Origin of the sequence: Dyadobacter chenwenxiniae (genome assembly GCF_022869785.1) — a bacterium.
In the GTDB taxonomy this organism is placed as follows: Bacteria; Bacteroidota; Bacteroidia; order Cytophagales; family Spirosomataceae; genus Dyadobacter; species Dyadobacter chenwenxiniae.
Genome location: NZ_CP094997.1, coordinates 4,742,003 through 4,761,957, shown reverse-complemented (window position 1 = coordinate 4,761,957; position 19,955 = coordinate 4,742,003). Strand labels below are relative to the sequence as shown.

Genomic DNA, 19,955 nt, shown 5'->3' with positions numbered 1-19,955 from the left:
GATTAGACTTCACACCATGCATAACTATCAAAGGCGGCTGAATTCAGCCGCCTTTTTTGTGTTTAACTTTCTGTATTCTGAGCATTTATCACATCAATAAAATGATGTAACTCTTCCGAACGTTCCGGCCCGGACTCGGGATAAGACATATTCATCTTCGTAAGTTCTTCCACAATAATTTTAGACACTGTTAGACGAAGATTTTTCTTGTCGTCCGCCGGGACGACGAACCAAGGTGCTTTCTTCGACGCCGTGTTGTTAATGCAATCTTCATAAGCCTGCATATATTCATCCCACTGCCCGCGCACTTTTACATCCTGCTCCTCGAATTTCCAGTTTTTAGATGGATCCTCTATGCGCTCGATCAGGCGTGAAGCTTGCTCTTCCTTAGATACATTCAGGAAAAATTTGATAACGCGGATTCCATTTCTATATAAATATTTTTCCAGGTTTCTGATATCTGAATATCTGTTCTTCCAAAGCTTGTCCATGTCTTCTGTCAGCTCCACGGGCAGCCGCTGGGAAGTTGTGACGATTTCCGGGTTCACTTTCGCAACAAGCACTTCTTCATAATAACTGCGATTAAAGATAGTGATCGTGCCTCGTTGGGGGAGCACGAGATTGCTACGCCATAAATAGTCATGTTCAAGTTCAGTTTCTGTGGGCCGTTTGAACGAATGTATTTTCACCCCTACCGGATTTACGCCTGCAAGCACGTGTTTGATCGTCCCGTCCTTACCGGCCGCGTCCATAGCCTGAAATATAACCAGTAACCCGTAGCGGTTGTGTGCATACATCATGCTTTGCAGCACATCTAGCTCCTTCGCCGAGTCATCCTGCATGGACTCATATTCTTCCTTATCCTTATAAATATCTTTGAAGCGCGTTTTTGCTTTTTTGATCTGAAATTTCTGCGTCCCATCCACGCGATATTCGTCTGAATTGAAGTCTGGCATAATGAATGCTGTTTAAGAATGATGTTGTTATTACACTTGTCTCAAAAACCCGACCAGCTTGGCAAATGCACGTGCTCTGTGGCTCAGCAAGGATTTTTCATCGAGCGTCATTTCCGCAAATGTCCGGGTTAAATCGCTGGGCATGAACACAGGATCATAACCGAATCCATTACTGCCCCTTTTTTCACTGATAATGTGCCCTTCGACTGTTCCTTCAAACTGTTGATATTCTCCATCAATTACCAATGTAATTACCGTAACAAATCGAGCGCTGCGGTCACTTTCACCAGCCAGATTGGTTAGTAACAGGTCAATGTTATCGTCCGCATTCCGCTGAGGACCCGCATAGCGCGCGGAATATACGCCTGGCTCACTATTGAGCGCGGCTACTTCCAGTCCAGTGTCGTCCGCAAAGCAATTGATCCTGTAATGGTCCCATACATATCTTGCTTTTGCGGCAGAGTTCTCAGCGATTGTTTCAAATGGCTCAGGAATGTCCGTTTCGCAGCCGATATCGCTGAGCGTAACCAGCTCAAACTGATTGCCCAATAGTGCCTGGATTTCCTTTAACTTATGAAGATTGTTGGTGGCAAAGCAGAGTTTCATGGGAATTAATATTTGTTCAAAATGCATTTTACACAAAAAAACGGCTACTCTTGTGAAGCAGCCGTTTTAATTCGTTTCTATTTGATTATCTCGCAGGAGGACCAGGTTGTTGTGCCGGTGCTTTTCCGAAATCGATCAATTCCACATCAAACAACAAAACTGAGTTGGCAGGAATAGCTCCTGGTGATCCCTCAGCTCCATATGCTAGCCCTGATGGGATGATCAAAGTGCGTTTTCCGCCTTTTTTCATCAGCATAATACCTTCTTCCCAGCCTGGGATTACCATGCCTACGCCCACCTGGAAATCAATGGGCGGTCTGCCGCCGTTTTTGGAGCTGTCAAATACTTTTCCATCCAAAAGCTTTCCTGTGTAGTGAACCTTTACATTGTCACCAGCCTTAGGGCTTTCGCCAGTTCCGACCACGTCATCTATGTAAGTCAGGCCGGATGCTGTTTTCTGCGCTTTTGCTTTCAGGTTATTTTTAGTCAGGTAATCTTCGATCACCTTGGCGTCGATTGCTTTTTGTTTTGTTCCTGCTTCCGAAAGTTGCTTTTGGAATTCCTCAGAAGTAAGGACACTTACCACCTTAACCGTAAAATTAAGGTCAGAGCCTTTTTTGATCATCGGAGGCATTGGTTGACCGATTTTTGCAAACATTGTATCCGCATTGATCGATATTTTGGCGCTATCGCCGCTTGCCAGCAAAGCAAGGCCCTCTTCAAAGCTGCCTTTGTATTGAGGAGCCTGCAAAACCATTTTCTGAGGGGCGCCTTCTTTATATGTGTCGCGAAGCGTGGAATCGGTGCCGTTTTTCAAAACAAAGTGGAACGTCATAATATCTCCCAACTTAGCTTTTCTTGCGTCATCTTCGTGTTCGAAAATCTGATATTTCAGACCGGATTCAGTAACCTGCGTTCGGTGTTGGTTGCAAGCGGCTGCTAGAATAGTTACGCCCATTGCATAACCGATTGTTTTTAAATTCATTGGATTGTGTTAATTGGAAAGATTATGATGTGATTTTTGAAGTATAAATTTAAGACTAATCAACGTTTAAAAGTTCTTGCTGGTATTCAGGAAGGATACTTAAAAAAGTTGCAACTGTTTCATTTACTGATTGTTCTGATCTTCCGCCGGAAGCATTCTTATGTCCTCCGCCACTGAAATACGTGCTCGCCAAATCCCTTACCGAGAATGTTCCCACAGAGCGGAAAGAAATTTTCACCTCGCCTTTTCTTTCAATGAACATGGCAGACATGACCACATTTTCGACCTGCAAGCCATAATTAACGATTCCTTCGGTTTCTCCCGTGCTGGAATTGAATTTCTGCAATTCTGCTTCCGTTAAAACCATATAAGCCGTTCTGTATTGGGGTAATACGACCAATTTTTGAGAGAGTACGTAACCTAGAAATTGCAACCTGGAAAGCGGCGCATTGTCGTAAATGAGCCTGTGAACGCGGCTGGAATCAAAACCGGTCAACATCAGGTCTGCAACGGCCAAATGAACTTCCGGGGTGACATTACCGTGTCTGAAAGAGCCAGTATCCGTCATAATGCCTGCATACAAACATTCCGCCATTGGAATATCAAATATTTCAGTCACAGGAGAATCGCCTTCCAGTTCTTTGATCAGTTTGTAAATAAGCTGGGCCGTAGCGGCTGCATATGTGTCCCATACCATCCATTTTGCAAAATGTTCAGGTTCAAGATGATGATCCACCATTAATTTGGGGGCGGCAGCTTCTTCCACGACCTTGCCCAGATCTTTAAGCCTCGAAAGAGCTGAAAAATCCAGGCAGCATATCAATGTCGCCTGCGCAATTTTATTCTTGCATTTAACCTGATCTGCTTGCTTTTCATAAACCAAAACATGCTCAATACCAGATAGCCAGCGCAAATTCGCAGTATAATCCGTTGGGCTGATGACCGTAACTTCGTGCCCTTTCTTGATTAAATAACTTGCCCAGCCCAATGACGATCCCAGCGCGTCGGCGTCGGGGTCACGATGCATCGTAATGATGATTTTTTGTGGTTGGGATAGAAAAGAGCTAAGCTCTTCAACGGTTTGATTCACAGCTACTTAATTCGGACAGAAGAAAATTTGCTTTGCATTGAGCCCACAAAATTAATAAAACTGTTGGGATTTGCTCAATGTTGTCCCCTAAAGGCTGGTTATCAGGCAATGTTTTGATGGTTACGCCGACATACGAAGAGAGGGGCAAGGATATAAAATGAAAAATTGTATAGTTTTGCAGCAAATAAATTTAGCCGATAGTATGCCAACAAATAGAACATTCACAATGATTAAGCCGGATGCCGTTCAAGACGGTAATTCGGGAGCAATTATCAAAATGATTGAGGAGGCCGGATTCCGGATTGTAGCCTTGAAAAAAACACAGCTTACCCCGGAACGCGCCGGAGAATTTTATGCAGTGCACAAGGAGCGCCCTTTCTACAATGATTTATGCAAATATATGTCTTCCGGCCCGATCGTTCCGATGATTTTGGAGAAAGACAATGCCGTTGCTGACTTCCGTACGCTGATTGGCGCCACTAACCCTGCCAATGCTGACGAAGGCACAATTCGTAAGTTATTTGCGAAATCCATCGAAGCCAACGCAATCCACGGTTCCGATTCCGATGAGAATGCTGAAATAGAGGGAAATTTCTTCTTTGCTCACATCGAGCAATTCTAAGTATTAAAGTATCCAATAAAACGGCCCGGCTGAACATTCAACCGGGCCGTTTTATTTACAAATCTTATGGTCTCACCTTATGGCAAGACTGTCGATAATGTGGATGACACCATTTGCAGCGCTGATATCAGAAAGGATAATGTCCGCTCTGTTTACAGAAAAGATGCTGTCCGTTTTGGTAATGCTCAGTTCTTTGCCTCCGATCGCCTTCTTCTTTCCTTCTTTAAGGCTTTTATAGTCAAGCCGCTCTTTTCCTACAATGTGGTTATTTATAAGTTTCCGAACCGAATCTTCTGGCATCGCGGTCAATACGGAGGAAGAGAAAATATTGGCACGGCCAAAGGCAGCATTGTCAGGTGCAAAAAAAGTTACTTCACCGGTCCGCAATCCGTCACTCATTTTGGCATAAAGCATCAGATCTTTCAGAATGCTAAATCGCTCATTCTCCATGATGACCTCTGTAATCGTTTTGCGCTTTACGATGTCCTCATTCTTTTCTTTGCAGGAAATAATTACTCCCGAAGACAACACTGCAAGTAAAAAAAATGCCACATAAGGCCATACAAAACGGTTTTTTTTCATAGCTTTCCCATTGGTTAATTTCCGTAAAACTAATGGAAAATGTATTTTGACCGAATTCTTAATGTAATTTTTTTAATCCTAACCCCCAATCCATTATGTTAAAACTTAGACAACTAGCTGTGCTCTCTGCGGCCATTTTGCTCCTTAACTCAGCATTTCTCGCTTATAAGGCACCCGTTCCCAACCCGTTAAAAAAACCTGTTAAATTATTTAACGGAAAAGATCTGACCGGCTGGAAAGTAAACGGAACAGAAAAATGGTATGTAGAAAACGGCGAATTGATCTGCGAAAGCGGCCCTGATAAGAAATATGGCTATTTGACGACGGACAAGTTTTACAAGAATTTCGACCTTTCCCTGCAATTCAAGCAGGAAGCCAATGGTAACAGCGGCGTATTTTTCCGCTCGACCGTGGACGGCACAAAGGTTGCAGGCTGGCAGGTTGAAGTTGCACCGCCAAACCATGATACAGGCGGAATTTACGAGTCCTACGGTCGCAACTGGCTTGTACAAATCCCCGATGAAAAAGAAGGTTTTCTGAAAATGGGCGAATGGAATACATTGAGAATCCGTGCGGTGGGCGATAATGTTAAAACCTATTTGAATGGTAATCAAATGGTTGATTTCACGGACGCGAAAATCGGCGCTGGTGAAGGCTCAATCGCATTGCAGATCCACGATGGTGGCGGAATCAAAGTACGGTGGAAAAATATTACTGTCGAAGAGCTTTAATCCCGATTTTTCATTCCGGTCGAAACGAAGTTCATACGTTTCAAATGCGCAGTTCGTCGGAAATTACTTAGCATACGGCTTCATGGCTGATAGATTTGTGTCAACAAGGAACACAAATGCTGTTAGCCATGAAGCTTTTTTTTTATTTACTATTATTGATCTCCCCGCTTTGCTCTGCCCAAAAGACAGTAAGCGGGAAGGTTACCGATAAGAAAGGGAATGCTTTACCGGGAGCCAATGTATTTTTAAAAGGCACCTACGACGGGACCACCACAGATGCCAACGGGAGTTTCAGCTTTCAAACAAGCGAGACAGACACCGCTACACTCGCCGCAACATATGTTGGTTATGAAGCATTCGAAAAGAAAATTGGAATAAAGGACAATGCAACCGACCTGTCGGTAAAAGTGGAAGAGCTGGCCAATGAATTGAACACCGTGGTCATTACGGCAGGCGCATTTGAGGCATCCGACGAAAAACGAATGGCTATGTTGAAGCCACTCGACATTGTAACCACCGCCGGTGCAGCCGCGGATATTACCGGCGCCATGCAGTTCCTCCCGGGCGCCCAGCGCGTAGGAGAGCAGGAAGGGCTTTTCGTAAGAGGCGGTTCCGGGCAGGAAACCAAGGTTGTGATTGATGGAATGATCGTTCAGAATCCATTTTTCAGTTCCTTGCCTGACGTGCAATCGCGTGGCAGGTTTAATCCATTTATGTTCAAAGGGACTTCATTTAGCACAGGCGGTTACTCTGCGCAGTATGGACAGGCGCTTTCCTCCGTTTTGCTGCTTAATACCACAGATAAGGTTAGTAATAATGGTTTGGGGATCAGTCTGAACCTTGCCAACGCAGGGCTTAATTACGATTATGCGACCAAAAACCAATCTATCTCTGCTGTTGCTTATTATGGTAATCTCAAACCACTTTTTTCTCTCGTAAAACAGAATGTAGACTGGTTGCAAGAGCCTGAATTCAAAGGCTCTTCATTGACATACCGCCTTAGGCCAACAAAAAACGGCGTCCTGAAAGTCTATGGAATGTATTCGGCCAGTGATTTGAGCATGAATTCCAGGGCACCTGCGAGTGATTCGGGCCAAATGAAGCTGGATCTTGAAAATAAAAATTCCTTCGTAACGAGCACCTATACAGACTCCTGGAAGGATGGACGCTGGTCACTGAACTCCGGATTTTCTTACAGCCGCAACAATGACAACACGACATTAGATGGTTTTAATTTTGACCGTTTCGATGAAAGAACACAGGGCCGCGTTGTGCTTTCAAGGCTTCTTTCAGGGAATAATACGATCCTTTTCGGTGCAGAGGCGCATGCGATCCGTTTGAAAAACGGTGTTGCTGGTAAATTATACAACCTGAAAGACCGCTATACAGCCGCTTTTATTGAATCTGAAATCTACATTACCCGGGAGCTTGCCGGCCGCATTGGGCTTCGGGCGGAATATTCCTCCATTCTCAGAGACGTCAATCTGGCGCCGCGCCTTTCGTTTGCTTATAAAACAGGAAAATACAGTCAGGTTTCACTAGCGGCAGGTCAGTTTTACCAAAATCCCGACTACAAATATCTTTACACCAATAAAAACCTGGATTACGAGCGCGCTGACCATTTGATCCTGAACTATCAGATCATTAAAAACCAGCGTACATTCCGGGCAGAGGCATTTTACAAAAACTACGCGCAGCTTGTGCGCGAATTTACAGGCCAGAAATTCGACGCCGATCCTTACCGTTTTCCCTGGGGCCGAACCAACAATGGTGGAGAAGGCTACGCACGCGGTTTCGATTTTTTCTGGCGGGACCAAAAAACGATCAAAAACTTCGATTACTGGATCACGTACAGTTTTGTGGATTCCGAAAGGCTTTTCCAGCAATTTCAAGAATCCACTACGCCCACGTTCATTTCCAATCACAACATTAGCCTGATCGCGAAGAAGTGGTTTCAGAAAATAACCACCAATGTAAGCATGACTTATGCTTTCACGAGCGGCAGACCCTATTACAACCCCAACAACGAACAATTTCTCGGCGATAAAACAGCACCTGTTCATAATGTGAACATTCAGGCCAGCAAGCTTCAAAATGTGTTGGGTAACCTGGTTATATTCTACGCCTCGGTGGACAACATTTTAAATACAAAAAATGTATTCACCTACCGCTATACGCCGGATGGGAAGACGCGCTATGCCGTCGGCCCGCAGAGTTACAGGAGTTTCTTTGTAGGCATGCAGATCATGCTTTCCAAAAAGGCAAAGGTTTCAAAAGATGACATTTGATCAGAACAGTAATCTATTTAAACAACTATAATTATGAAAAAGACGATTTTCACCGCACTCGCATTCGTGCTTTCAATGTGTATGGTTTTGGCGCAAAATGAAAAATACACGCAGGCTATGACGACAAACATCCAGGCTTTGAATGGACTGGATAAGGAAAAACCGGACGCAAAGGCATTACAGGACATTGCTAACCGTTTTGAGCGCATTGCAGCGGCAGAACCCAAAGAGTGGCTTCCCAAATATTATGCAGCACATTGTAACGTAATCCTGGGCTTCGTTGGGGCCAGTCTGGAGGAAAAAGACAAGTATCTGGAGAAAGCGGGCGCCTTATTAAAGGATGCAGAAGCGATTGCAGGAAAGCCGAATGATGAAATATTGGTGATGCAAGCCTTTCATTCTCAAATACACCTCGCTGCCGATGCGGCGAACAGGTGGGAAGCAGACGGTGCTAAATTTGCGGAATATATAACATCTGCCAAAAAAGTAAATGCAGAGAATCCTAGAATATATTACCTGGAAGGGTCCAGCGTGTTTTTTACTCCAGAGGAATTTGGAGGCGGTAAAAAGCCGGCGAAAACATTCCTGGAAAAGGCAAGCCAAAAATTTGCCGCATTTAAACCCGAAACCAGCATTCATCCCGACTGGGGCAAAGCCGAAACTGAATGGATGCTGGCCCAAACTAATCAGTAAAATGCGTTATCGTTAGGAAATATGGACGACAAAGGAACGAAGCGCCTGCGGATGACGGCTTCATCGCTGGATGGAAGGGATTTTAGTAATATGGACCTGGAAAATGCTGATTTCAGTTTTTCGAGTCTGAAGGACATTAATTTTGATGGAGCCAATCTGCGGAATGCAAAGCTTCGGTTCTCCGCGCTGGACAGGACCACATTCCGGAACTCGGATCTGCGCAATGCAGACCTGAGTTTTAGCAGTTTAACAGACGTAGATCTGACAGGAGCAAAAGTTGAAGGAGCGAATTTTAGTTTTACTTCGCAGGAAAAATCATTCAACTGGCGGGATTTCAGCCTGATCGGCATCATTCAGAACCAGGGCTGGATAGGCACAATGGTTGCGGCAATCCTGGGCGCCGTCCTTTTATATGGGATCAATGCGATTTCCTATTTTACAGCCGAAATTTCCTTCACAAATGAGCCTGTACGCATTAAATTGTACCAATATCTGATCTCACAAAATATCATTGCAGGCGTTTTCACCATTCTGCTGACACAAGGAATCACCATTTGGCTTGATGTATTCATTAAGCGGAACTTTGTCAAGCATTTGATATTGTCAATCATTGTACTGATTTTCAATAACCTGCTGAGCATGGCAATTTATTTCTTATTTGGCGTGGCACTTGTAAGCAATTACCGGACGCTCTACCCCAATGAGTCTGCGCAGAATGCGCCCTGGTATTGGTATATGTGGGGACCGATCATCGTGGCCAACGTATTTTATTTTTTAAGCCGTGAAGGCAAGCAGATTTCAAGAAAAATCTCAGATCAGGAATACCAGCTTCTTAATCTGGAAAAACTCAAAACACGCGCTGAACTGGACGCATTGCAGGCGCGCATTAATCCTCATTTTTTATACAATTCATTAAACAGCATTGCCAGCCTTGTGCATGAAAATCCGGACAAGGCGGAGGAAATGACACTTTTGCTCTCAAAACTTTTCAGATACACGACCGGGAGAAAAACCAACGACTATTTTGACACCATAGAAAATGAACTGGAAATGGTAGCCACGTATCTGCAGGTGGAAAAAGTCCGGTTTGGCGATCGGCTCCGGTTCACCGTGGAAGTAACCGATCCTGCCTTGAAAGAATTACAGGTTCCCAAGTTCATTCTGCAGCCTATCGTTGAGAATGCAATCAAGCATGGTGTCTCCAAAATGGCTGAGCAGGGAGAAATTGTTGTTAAAATTTATGAGGAAAATGACTGGCTGCACTTATGCGTGCATGACAATGGCCCTTCATTTTCCGACACAATGGGCGCAGGTTATGGCATCAGGAGTATTCAGGATAAATTAAAGCTGCTTTATGGAGAAGATGCCCGCCTCGAGCTGCATAACAACCCTCGCAAGTCGGTAAATATTTCCATTCAAAAATCTGCCATCATACAAAATCAACAGCATAGCCATGCAATTCCCACTTAAAACGATACTGATAGACGATGAACCATTGGCATTGAGCCGCCTTCGAAGACTTTTGGAGAAGCATAGTGACGTTTTTTCCATCGTTTCCGAAGCAAAAAATGGCGCAGAGGGTTTGGTTGAAATAGATAAATTTAATCCCGATATCATTTTTCTGGACATCGAGATGCCGCTTTTGAACGGTTTCGAAATGCTTTCCAAACTCACCAAAATGCCCCTGGTAATATTTTCGACAGCCTATGATCAATATGCGATCCGTGCTTTTGAAGAAAATTCTGTGGATTATCTGTTAAAACCGGTGGAGAACGAGCGGCTTATCAAGACCATTGAAAAGATTCGGAATATCACCAAAGCGGGCGCGAACAATGTTGCAGGAATAAACCCTTATTCGGAAAACCTCCTCAAATTATTGGAGGAAATGAAGCCCAAAAAAGAAATTTTCTCGCTTTCCGTGAAATCAGGCGACCGGATCCTGCTGATCCCGTTAACCGAAATCACTCATTTTGAAGCAGAAGAAAAATACGTCTTTCTCAATACATTGGACGGACAAAAATATCTGCTTAACTACACCCTTACCTCGCTTGAAGAGAAGCTTCCAAAGCAATATCTGCGCGTCAGCCGTGCCGGGATCGTAAATTCTCACCACATCAAAGAGATTCAAAAGCATTTCAACAGCAAGTATGTCATTATCATGCGCGACCGCAAGGCATCCCAGGTCACAAGCGGCAGCACATATGGCGATGCAATACGCCATCTTCTTGATAATTAATTGGGTTACTAGTTCAAGCGACTGGAAATATTGATTTTGAAGAGGCCATACTTATTCCTAAATTGCGCCCTGATTTTAAATTCCACTACTATTTTTAAGGTTAATCAGCTGTTCATCAGAAGGTTTGCAAATATTTGAAGCGCCGGTAAGACTAATATTTTTTTAGTCTTCGACACAGAATACTGCAATCCTGCGTATCGTGATGTACAAAGTGATCCCTTTTAGAAAAGCGGGGAAATTTAAAATTCGGTCTGAATTGATAAGATCCTTGTTTATAGTTCATTTGTTTTGTTAAAAAAGGTTAAAGGGGTCAGGAATAATGAAGGAGCTCATTGATACGGGCAATCTGCCTAAGCACATAGCCGTTATCATGGACGGTAACGGAAGATGGGCCCAAAACCAGGGAGCAGCGCGCATTTTCGGCCATCGCAATGCGATTAAGGCCGTTAGGGAAGTAACCGAAGGTTGTGCGGAACTAGGGGTCGGATTTCTGACACTCTATGCATTTTCTACCGAAAACTGGGCCCGCCCCGAGTTTGAAGTAAGGGCTTTGATGGAATTATTGGTTCAGTCGATCAGCAACGAGCTGCCTACCATGCTCAAAAACAATGTGAAGCTGGACACGATAGGGGACACGGATAGTTTGCCAAGAAGCTGCCGCAATACCTTAGCAGAGGCCATTGAAGCAACCAAAGACAATACAGGCCTCAACCTGATCCTGGCGCTCGGATACAGTGGAAAATGGGACATAACCCAGGCTGCGAAGAAGATAGCGGAGGATGTGAAAAATGGGGTTATAACTCCCGAGCAGATCAACGAAGAAATGCTGGCAACCAAACTGGCAACAAAAAGCCGTCCGGAGGTGGATCTCATGTTGCGTACTGGAGGCGATCACAGGATCAGCAACTTCCTGCTTTGGCAGCTTGCTTATGCCGAGTTGTATTTTTACGAAAACCTTTTCTGGCCGGATTTCAGGCGGGAACATTTATACGAGGCGATTGCTGCATTTCAAAACAGAGAGCGTCGTTTTGGCAAAACCGGTGAACAAATAAAAGCAAATAGTGCTAAGTAGAATAATATGAATCTTGTGAAAAATTTGAATAAATCATTAGCACACCTTAAAACTTTCTTAGCATTAATCTTGCTTTGCTGGTGTTTTTCAGCGAATGCACAAAAGATTGGGCTTGGGGCTTCAGGCTCAAAACCTGCTACTGCTGCTGCCAATTTGGGGATCGACCCAGCTAATCCAAAGGAATTTACAATTGCGGAAGTAACCGTTTCGGGAACTCAGTTTCTGGACCCGAATTCCATGGTTTCCATCTCAGGATTAAAACCAGGTGATAAAATAAGAGTTCCGGGTCCTGCTATCCCATCATCGATCAGAAGAATGATGGACTTCGGGACATTGAACGACGTAGAGATCATGGCTACGAAAGTGGAGGGAGAAAAGATCTGGCTGAACATTCACATCAAAGAACGTCCACGTCTTTATAAGGTTTCCTTCTCGGGCATTCGCAAAGGCGAGCGCGAAACATTGAATGATAAGGTGAAATTGATCAAAGGACGCGTGATTACGCCAACCGTAATCAAGAACACGCAGCTTGTCATTAAGAAATATTATATGGATAAAGGGTTTTACAACACGAAAGTTAAAGTGTTGCAAATTCCGGATTCAACGCGCGGACAGGCTACGCTTAACTTTACCATTACAAAAGGTAAAAAGGTTAAGATTGAGAAAATAGATATCCAGGGAAATACAGCGGTAAGCGACAAAATCCTTAAACGCAAAATGAAAGGCACCAAGCAAAAACGAATTGGCCGCCTTTTTAACCCATCCAAATACATTCCTAAAAAATACGACGAGGATAAGGAAAAACTCATTGCTTACTATCGCAAGAACGGATACCGCGATGCTACAATCGAATTTGACTCCATCAAGAATGGTGACGAGACGATCAGCATTGTGATGAAAATTGATGAAGGGACTAAATATTTTTATCGTGACATTACCTGGTCTGGAAATTACCTTTACACTTCTGCCTATCTGGGTGAGCGTTTGGGTGTCAAAAAAGGTGATGTTTACAACCCGGAAGAACTTGATAAAAAGATCAATGGTATCCCGGGAGCCGACGTTAGTTCCATTTACATGGACGACGGTTATCTGTATTTCCGCATTGAGCCTACCGAAAAAGCAGTTGAAGGCGATTCAATCGACGTTGAATTAAGAATGTTCGAAGGGAAGCAGGCAACAATCAACCGCATTTTGCTGAATGGCAATACCAAAACCAGTGACCGCGTGGTATTAAGGGAACTCTTTACATTGCCCGGACAAAAGTTCAGCAAAACAGAGATCATTAACACGCAGCGTCAGCTATCCCAAATGGGCTATTTTGACCCTGAAAAAATCCAGATCAATCCGATCCCAAACCAGCAGGACGGAACGGTGGACATTGAATATACAGTAGAAGAAAAACCTTCTGACCAGATCGAATTATCTGGTGGATGGGGTGGATACATTGGGTTCGTAGGAACGCTTGGTTTGGTATTCAATAACTTCTCTTTGAAAAATATCCCAAACCGTGAAACATGGAGACCATTGCCTTCTGGCGACGGACAGAAACTATCACTGCGTTTCCAGGCGAACGGAAAGCAATATCAAACCTATTCGCTATCATTCAGTGAGCCGTGGCTGGGCGGTAAGAAACCGATCAACTTTGGTGTTTCTCTGCAGCGCACAGTTTACCGTATGACGGATCCTAGTTCTTTTTATTCAGGCGGGGCTAGTGGCGGAAACCTAAGCTACCGTGGGGGATATTTTAATAATGGAATTACGCTATCGCTTGGCCGCCGTCTTAAAGAACCGGATCGTAATCTTGTGATGACTCATTCGCTATCTTATCAGCGGTACAGATTGGATGACTTGGACATTTTTAGGATAGGATACAGTAACGGTGTATCGAACAATATTTCGTTCAACACAACGATTTCTCGGAATACACTTAGTGACTTCCAATTTCCCCGAAGCGGCAGTAATATTTCACTGAGCGGAACTTTTACACCTCCTTATTCAGCTTTAAGAAAAAAGGATTTTACAGACAAAACGGACACATATCGTTGGGTTGAGTATCACAAATGGATGTTTGATGCCAGCTATTATGCAACAATTACCGGGAAACTTGTTTTGAGCGCCCGTACACACATGGGTTTCCTGGGTGCTTATGGAGACAAAGTGGGTTACAGCCCATTTGGCCGCTTCATCGTAGGCGGGTCGGGTCTGGCAGGACAGGGTTCATTCTCGCTGGCTGACCAGGACATCATTGGTCTGCGTGGTTACCAGGATCAGAAAGTCGGGCCGCAGAATGAGCAGGGTTATCCGGCATCAGGAGGTGGAATTGTGTATAACAAATATGTAATGGAACTTCGTTATCCCGTTTCATTGAACCCGCAGGCTACCATCTTTATTCTTGGTTTTGCGGAAGGCGGTAACAACTGGGGAACATACAAAGAGTTTAATCCATTCGACCTGAAACGCTCAGCCGGGGTGGGTGCCCGTATATTTATGCCGGCATTCGGACTTTTAGGTATCGACTGGGGTTATGGATTTGATAAAATACAGGGAGAGTCCAAGCGAAGCGGACCACAATTCCATTTTACGATTGGTCAGCAAATCAGATAATATATTTGACTGTTGTTTCGTTAAGAAGTTTGCAAATTATTAGCTCCCTGGCATGAAGAAGTTTTTTATTTTACTAGTTTTGTCAATTCTATGTGGATCAGCGTCCTGGGCGCAGAAGATTGGTTACACAGACATGGAGTTCATTACCAGTAAAATGCCTGAATATCAATTGGCACAAACAGAGATGAAGAAGTTCTCTGAGAAGTGGGCCAAGGAAATCCAGGACAAGTTTTCGGAGATAGATCGCATGCAGCGCGCATATATGGCTGAGGAGATCCTGCTAACGGAAGACTTGAAAAGGAAACGTCAGAACGAGATCAAAGAAAAGGAGCTCGAAGCCGGGGAATATAATAGTAAGATCTTCGGCATGGAGGGACTTCTTTTTCAGAAGAAGAAAGAACTGATGAAACCTGTCCTTGAAAAGGTGCAGAGAGCAGTTACCAAGGTTTGCAGTCAGCGCAGGTTGGATTTTATGTTTGACAAGTCCAGCGATGTAGGCATGCTCTATACAAACCCCAAGCACGATTATTCGGACTACGTGATGGAGGAGCTTGGCATTGATACAAAAGCAAAAGCAGTGGCTGGCGACAAAGTAGGGAAAGCAGAACAGCCGCCGGTTCCGGCTCCGACAGAAAACTCACCAAAACAAAAAAGTAAAAACAGTAAACTTAAGTAACAAAGCAATGAAACAAAAATTGATAGCTTTTTTGGTCGTGATGACCATCATTACAACCCCTCTGTTAGCGCAAACGACCCCTGCAAGCGGACTTACTAAAATCGGTTATACCAATGTTGATTATATAATTGGCAAGTTACCTGAAAGCAAAGTGATGCAGAACCAGCTTGAAGTTACCAAGGCTCAGTTGGACAAAGCGTTGGGAGAAACTTACAAAGAAGCGCAAGAGAAGTATGAGGCTTATCAGAAAAACGGAGCAAATATGACGGATGTCATCCGTGCAGATAAGGAAAAAGAATTACAAAATCTGCAAACAAGAATTCAGGAAATGCAAAACAATGCACAGACATCATTGCAAACCAAGCAACAACAATTGCTTGAACCGATTTTGACTAAGGTGAACAACGCGATCCAGGAGGTTGGGAAAGAAAGCGGATTCCTTTATATCCTGAACATGGATGCAGGTGCAGGAACAACGCCTATTATCTTGTTTGCAGCTTCCGAAGAGAACAACGCAACCAATCTTATCCTTAGAAAATTAGGTGTGGATCCTGACAAAATTGAAGCAGCAGCTCCTGCGGCAGCAAAACCAGGAACAGCTGCACCAGTAACATCGCCGGCGGCGACATCAAAGCCAGCGACAACAGCACCAGCTACGACACCAAAGAAAAAATAATAGCAGTTTAATTGAACTTAAAATACCGGAGGGTAGTCTTTAAAATGGCTCCCTCCGGTATTTGTATTTAATACGGCCGAAGTTTCTGCACTGCACTATTATTTGAAATGTACAAAAACAATCCATCCGCGGTTACTTTGTTTTTCAAATATCAATTTTAAATTTATTCAAAACGCTTTTCTATACAGTATTTGCTAGTTTTGCGTTAGACTCTAAGGGTTTCTCGACACATGGAATTAATTATATTTAGAAGTTATGATTACAAAGCATATTCATAAGATACTGATACTTCTGGCGGCCGTTTTATTATTCTCAAAGGCGCAGGGGCAGGATAATATGAAGAGTTCTGCGAATGGCCCCTTACAGATTGTTTTCCCTAGTGAGTCAGAATGGAATGTGTTATTGGAAGGGAAAGAGATAAATTTTCATTTGCAAACCAAGGGCGGAAGAAGCGACTCTGTTCGGTATAATGTTTCCTCAGGGTTGATCAAAGACATGAAGTTCGACTCGCTCGGTCATTTCGTCTGGACGCCCAGCTACGACATTGCTGACCGTATTAACACCTCCAAGTCCTTTCCGGTGGTTTTTGAAGCAGTGACCAAAACAGGGGAGAGTGCATCGCGTGAGGTTGTTTTTAAAGTCATACACGTAAACCGGCCTCCACAGGTTGACGAGTTAAAGCCTTTTTACATTCAATACAAAACACAGAACACTTATCAGATTGATATGAATTCTGTTCGGGATCCTGATGGCGACCCGATTGTTTTTATTCCGATTTTAGAGGAGATGCCGGAAGGAATGCGGTTGAGTTCGGCGGGAGAGATTGCCTGGGAACCTTCGACCAAACAATTCAATATTTTAAAGGAGTCCCCAAAATATGTTGAGTTCTATGTGGAAGATCAGCCCTCCAAAGAACGAACAAAAGGGAGATTAAGATTAAATATAACCCAAATGGACCTTGCGCCGGACTTCACAATTGTTCCGCAGGTTTCAACTGTAAGAAGTGCAGAAAACAACCGTATCAATTTACGTTTTGCATTGTCCGATCCGAATGGAGAGGATGACATATCTACATTTGCATTCATCTCCGAGAATAAGAATGTGCCCAAGGAAGCATTGGTGAAAAACGCGCCGACGAGCTACGAATTTATCTGGGAGCCGGGATATGATTTTGTGAAAGACCCTTTCGACACACTTTCGTTTAACATTATTTTTTACGTGATGGATAAGGCGCAGAATAAAAAAGAGAAAACCATCAGATTTGTTATTAAAAACACGGTTGATGAAAGCCTGCGTGACGCCTATGTGTATGGCTTATACAAAGGTGCGCTAGTGAATGCGTGGGGACTTTTGGAGCAAATGCAAGAGAAAGAAATATATCTCAAAAAGGCATACTCAAAAGCAAAGCGGGGAAAAAGGAGCAGATCATTGCTGAATGCGTCGTTAGGGGCAACGACTGGACTTGCGCCGCAGTTTACGCAGAGTGATCCTAAAACTCGTGGCTACATTACAACCATTGGAGGGACGACAGTTGCAACCGTCGGAACGCTTGAAGCGACCGAGGTCATTGGTAAGTCTACAAACGGGTTACTGGATCGCTTTAATTACGTTTTGCAAAAGAAGAATGAACTGCAAAATAAAGGTGATGTTTTTGCAAGGGAATATGCCCAGAAATCAGCGCGCAGGACGCCTGACTTTATTCGCAAACTGGACGAATTCAAATCCCTGATGAACCTGAGCGGTTTGGTCGCATTAGAGCTTGATGCGAACTGGGAGAATAAAAAAGAGGCAACAGACACAGCATTGAAGAAAGCATTCAAAGACTTTGTTCCGCTGACAAAAGACGAGAACTAGATTTATTAATAGTAGGAAACTAAAAAAGAGAGCCTAGCTCTCTTTTTTAGTTTCGTCATCTTCCAGTTTCACCGGGCGAATCGGGCTAGGTTCATCGGGTGAGCTCAACGGTGGGTTTTCGGGACTTTCACTAACACCGTAATGATCAGTTTTCGCAATGTTATCCGTTGGTTCTGTAATGTACTCTGGATCATTTTTCAGCAAAGGATCACTGCGCTCCGGATCGTTGCTATGGTCAGGTTCCTTGTGATCGCCGTCTTTATGATCTGCATGAAAACTTCCCTGGAATATCAGTATGCTGCACACGCCGATAAAGATGCATGAATCGGCAATGTTGAAAATAGGTGTTGAATAATATTGTCCTCCCCAAACAGGCACCCAATCCGGAATAAAACCTTCCCAGAAATCGACAAAGATCATATCAATAACCTGCCCGTGAAACCAGGGAGTAGGAGAACCGTAGGGAGCGTTTTTCAACAGCACGCCGTAGAATGTGCTATCAATCACATTGCCAACCGCTCCGGCAAGGATCATAGCAAGCGCCCAAAGCAAACCTTTGGATGCCCCGGAACGAGCCAGATGAATCAAATACCAGCCAATAGCGCACATGGCCACAAGACGGAACAATGTAAGGAACAGTTTGCCGTATTCGTGGCCCAGCTGCATTCCGAAAGCCATGCCCGGATTGAGCACATAATGTAGTTTTAACCAATTCCCGATCAACGGAATCTGACCAGAAAAGCCAGGCTCCATGTATTTATAGACCAAAAATTTTGAAAGCTGATCCAGTACAATAAGCAGCAAACTGAAAACTAAATATGGTGTTGGATTTCGGGATTGATTCATTCGTTTTTAAAACAATTGACAATTTTCAAGACTGCGAAAGTAATAAGTTACTTATAAAGAACCGATTCCCCTTCTTTTCAATTCATTTTTTACCAGCAGAAACTCCCTGCTACTTTGTCCTGCAATAGACGTATTTTCCTCAGCGCGACGGATCAAATACGGCAAAACAGCGTCGATCGGGCCATAGGGAACATATTTGGCAACATTATATCCTGCTTTTGCCAGATTGAAAGAAATGTTGTCGCTCATGCCCAGCAATTGCGCAAACCAGATCCTGTCGTCATGCTGGCTAATGCCCAGTTTCCTCATTTTAGCGGCGCAATATTGCGAGCTGTATTCATTATGGGTGCCCAAGCAGATCGAAATGTGCTCAATATGGTCCAGACAGAAATCGATCGCCTGGTTGTAATCGTGATCGGTTGCCTCTTTCGAAACATGAATCGGGTTAAAATATTCGTTTTCTCTGGCCCTCAGACGCTCTTTTTCCATATATGCGCCTCTCACCAGCTTCCCACCAAGGAAGTAACCCCTTTGTTTGGCAGTAAGGTATGCTGTTTTGAGCGCTTCCAGTGTCTCATGCCTGTAAAGCTGATATGTGTTGTAGACAATGGCTTTTTCACGATTGAATTTTTGCATCATCTGATAGGCGAGATCATCAATGATACCTTGGATCCAGCTTTCCTCAGCATCAACAAAAATCCTTACCTGCTTATCATGCGCATGCTTACATAATGTCTCCACGCGCTCCTGAATGCGCTGATAGGAAGCTTCTTCGTCACTGGTAAGCTCCTCATTACGTTGGATTTTCTCGAGCAAATCGGCTGATGCAACGCCGGTCACTTTGAAGACTGAAAAAGGAATTGTCTGAGAAGAAGCTGCTTTGTCGATCGTTTTTAGTATTTCTTTTGTGGTAGCATCAAAGCTTGCCTCGTTATCTTCGCCTTCCACTGAGTAATCCAGGATGGTCCCGATGCCAGATTTCCCGAGTAATGAAATCGTTGGATCGCAGTCGCTAATCGTCTCACCGCCACAGAATTGTTCAAAAATGGTTAGTCGGATAACATTTTTTATAGGTAAGTGAAGTTTTAGTGCGAGCTTTATAAAAAAAGTGCCTAAATTTACCACTCGAGCCTGATTCATAAGGCTGAATAACCAGTAAGTTTTCCGCAGGTTAGCGTCGGATTTGGATGCAAATGCTACGGAAGTATCTTCAAAAAATACAGGTATTTCGTCTTTTGGAGAAGGATATGCCATTTTTATTTATACGTTTTTCCTTAGTGAAAATTTAATGGATTTGCTTAAAATCACTGGAAGAAAGTAGTACGCATTAAGAAGTTGATTGACTTTTGTTATATCAAATGTACGTCAATCCCAGAAATACGCATAACACCGGATCAAAATATTACAATTATCATTATTTATTAAGGACAAGTTTTTG

18 protein-coding genes are annotated in these 19,955 nt (G+C 43.7%); 11 read left to right on the top strand and 7 right to left on the bottom strand.

Annotation, left to right across the window (positions count from 1 at the left end; genetic code table 11):
* Nucleotides 1–62: 62 nt before the first annotated feature.
* The 4 genes from MUK70_RS20255 to MUK70_RS20240 form a co-directional block, all read right to left on the bottom strand.
* Complete coding sequence (locus MUK70_RS20255; protein ID WP_234654899.1) at nt 63–956, bottom strand: polyphosphate kinase 2 family protein; 894 nt, start codon at nt 954–956, stop codon at nt 63–65.
* 30 nt (nt 957–986) lie between these two features.
* Nucleotides 987–1,562 (bottom strand): RdgB/HAM1 family non-canonical purine NTP pyrophosphatase, encoded by a 576-nt coding sequence (rdgB, locus tag MUK70_RS20250; protein WP_234654898.1) that lies wholly within the window; start codon nt 1,560–1,562, stop codon nt 987–989.
* 85 nt (nt 1,563–1,647) lie between these two features.
* A complete protein-coding gene (locus MUK70_RS20245; RefSeq protein WP_234607818.1) occupies nt 1,648–2,547 on the bottom strand; it encodes an FKBP-type peptidyl-prolyl cis-trans isomerase in 900 nt (299 codons plus the stop codon).
* Between the two features lie 55 nt (nt 2,548–2,602).
* On the bottom strand, nt 2,603–3,637 hold the full coding sequence (locus tag MUK70_RS20240; RefSeq protein ID WP_234607817.1) for a DHH family phosphoesterase: 1,035 nt from the start codon (nt 3,635–3,637) through the stop codon (nt 2,603–2,605).
* 202 nt (nt 3,638–3,839) lie between these two features.
* On the opposite strand from MUK70_RS20240, the gene MUK70_RS20235 reads away from it, so the two are divergent.
* Nucleotides 3,840–4,259: a nucleoside-diphosphate kinase gene (locus tag MUK70_RS20235; RefSeq protein WP_234607816.1), complete on the top strand. Its 420-nt coding sequence runs from the start codon at nt 3,840–3,842 to the stop codon at nt 4,257–4,259.
* Nucleotides 4,260–4,331: 72 nt separating this feature from the next.
* On the opposite strand, the gene MUK70_RS20230 is transcribed toward MUK70_RS20235, so the two are convergent.
* Entirely contained in the window at nt 4,332–4,841 is a 510-nt protein-coding gene (locus MUK70_RS20230) for a fasciclin domain-containing protein (protein ID WP_234654897.1), read from the bottom strand.
* A gap of 95 nt (nt 4,842–4,936) precedes the next feature.
* Here MUK70_RS20230 and MUK70_RS20225 point away from each other — a divergent pair, with 95 nt between their 5' ends.
* From MUK70_RS20225 to MUK70_RS20180, 10 genes are all read left to right on the top strand, one after another.
* Complete coding sequence (locus tag MUK70_RS20225) at nt 4,937–5,572, top strand: 3-keto-disaccharide hydrolase (RefSeq protein ID WP_234654896.1); 636 nt, start codon at nt 4,937–4,939, stop codon at nt 5,570–5,572.
* Nucleotides 5,573–5,700: 128 nt separating this feature from the next.
* Nucleotides 5,701–7,860: a TonB-dependent receptor gene (locus MUK70_RS20220; protein ID WP_234654895.1), complete on the top strand. Its 2,160-nt coding sequence runs from the start codon at nt 5,701–5,703 to the stop codon at nt 7,858–7,860.
* Nucleotides 7,861–7,893: 33 nt separating this feature from the next.
* The gene (locus MUK70_RS20215; protein WP_234654894.1) at nt 7,894–8,553 is read left to right on the top strand and encodes a hypothetical protein; all 660 of its coding nucleotides are present in this window, start codon (nt 7,894–7,896) and stop codon (nt 8,551–8,553) included.
* Between the two features lie 21 nt (nt 8,554–8,574).
* Nucleotides 8,575–10,023: a histidine kinase gene (locus MUK70_RS20210; RefSeq protein ID WP_234654893.1), complete on the top strand. Its 1,449-nt coding sequence runs from the start codon at nt 8,575–8,577 to the stop codon at nt 10,021–10,023.
* The gene (locus MUK70_RS20205) at nt 10,007–10,789 is read left to right on the top strand and encodes a LytR/AlgR family response regulator transcription factor (protein WP_234654892.1); all 783 of its coding nucleotides are present in this window, start codon (nt 10,007–10,009) and stop codon (nt 10,787–10,789) included. The genes MUK70_RS20210 and MUK70_RS20205 overlap by 17 nt, the downstream gene beginning before the upstream one ends.
* Before the next feature lie 319 nt (nt 10,790–11,108).
* Nucleotides 11,109–11,861: an undecaprenyl pyrophosphate synthase gene (uppS, locus tag MUK70_RS20200; RefSeq protein ID WP_234654891.1), complete on the top strand. Its 753-nt coding sequence runs from the start codon at nt 11,109–11,111 to the stop codon at nt 11,859–11,861.
* A 6-nt stretch (nt 11,862–11,867) separates the two neighbouring features.
* Nucleotides 11,868–14,465: an outer membrane protein assembly factor BamA gene (bamA, locus tag MUK70_RS20195; protein WP_234654890.1), complete on the top strand. Its 2,598-nt coding sequence runs from the start codon at nt 11,868–11,870 to the stop codon at nt 14,463–14,465.
* A 52-nt stretch (nt 14,466–14,517) separates the two neighbouring features.
* A complete protein-coding gene (locus tag MUK70_RS20190) occupies nt 14,518–15,141 on the top strand; it encodes an OmpH/Skp family outer membrane protein (RefSeq protein ID WP_234654889.1) in 624 nt (207 codons plus the stop codon).
* A gap of 7 nt (nt 15,142–15,148) precedes the next feature.
* Entirely contained in the window at nt 15,149–15,817 is a 669-nt protein-coding gene (locus MUK70_RS20185; protein ID WP_234654888.1) for an OmpH/Skp family outer membrane protein, read from the top strand.
* A gap of 255 nt (nt 15,818–16,072) precedes the next feature.
* Entirely contained in the window at nt 16,073–17,671 is a 1,599-nt protein-coding gene (locus MUK70_RS20180) for a hypothetical protein (RefSeq protein WP_234607805.1), read from the top strand.
* 33 nt (nt 17,672–17,704) lie between these two features.
* Here the strand turns inward: MUK70_RS20180 and MUK70_RS20175 are convergent, their stop codons facing one another.
* Nucleotides 17,705–18,517, bottom strand: coding sequence for a lipoprotein signal peptidase (locus MUK70_RS20175; RefSeq protein ID WP_234654887.1), 813 nt, complete (start codon nt 18,515–18,517; stop codon nt 17,705–17,707).
* A gap of 51 nt (nt 18,518–18,568) precedes the next feature.
* Entirely contained in the window at nt 18,569–19,771 is a 1,203-nt protein-coding gene (locus tag MUK70_RS20170) for a proline dehydrogenase family protein (RefSeq protein ID WP_234654886.1), read from the bottom strand.
* Between the last annotated feature and the right edge of the window lie 184 nt (nt 19,772–19,955).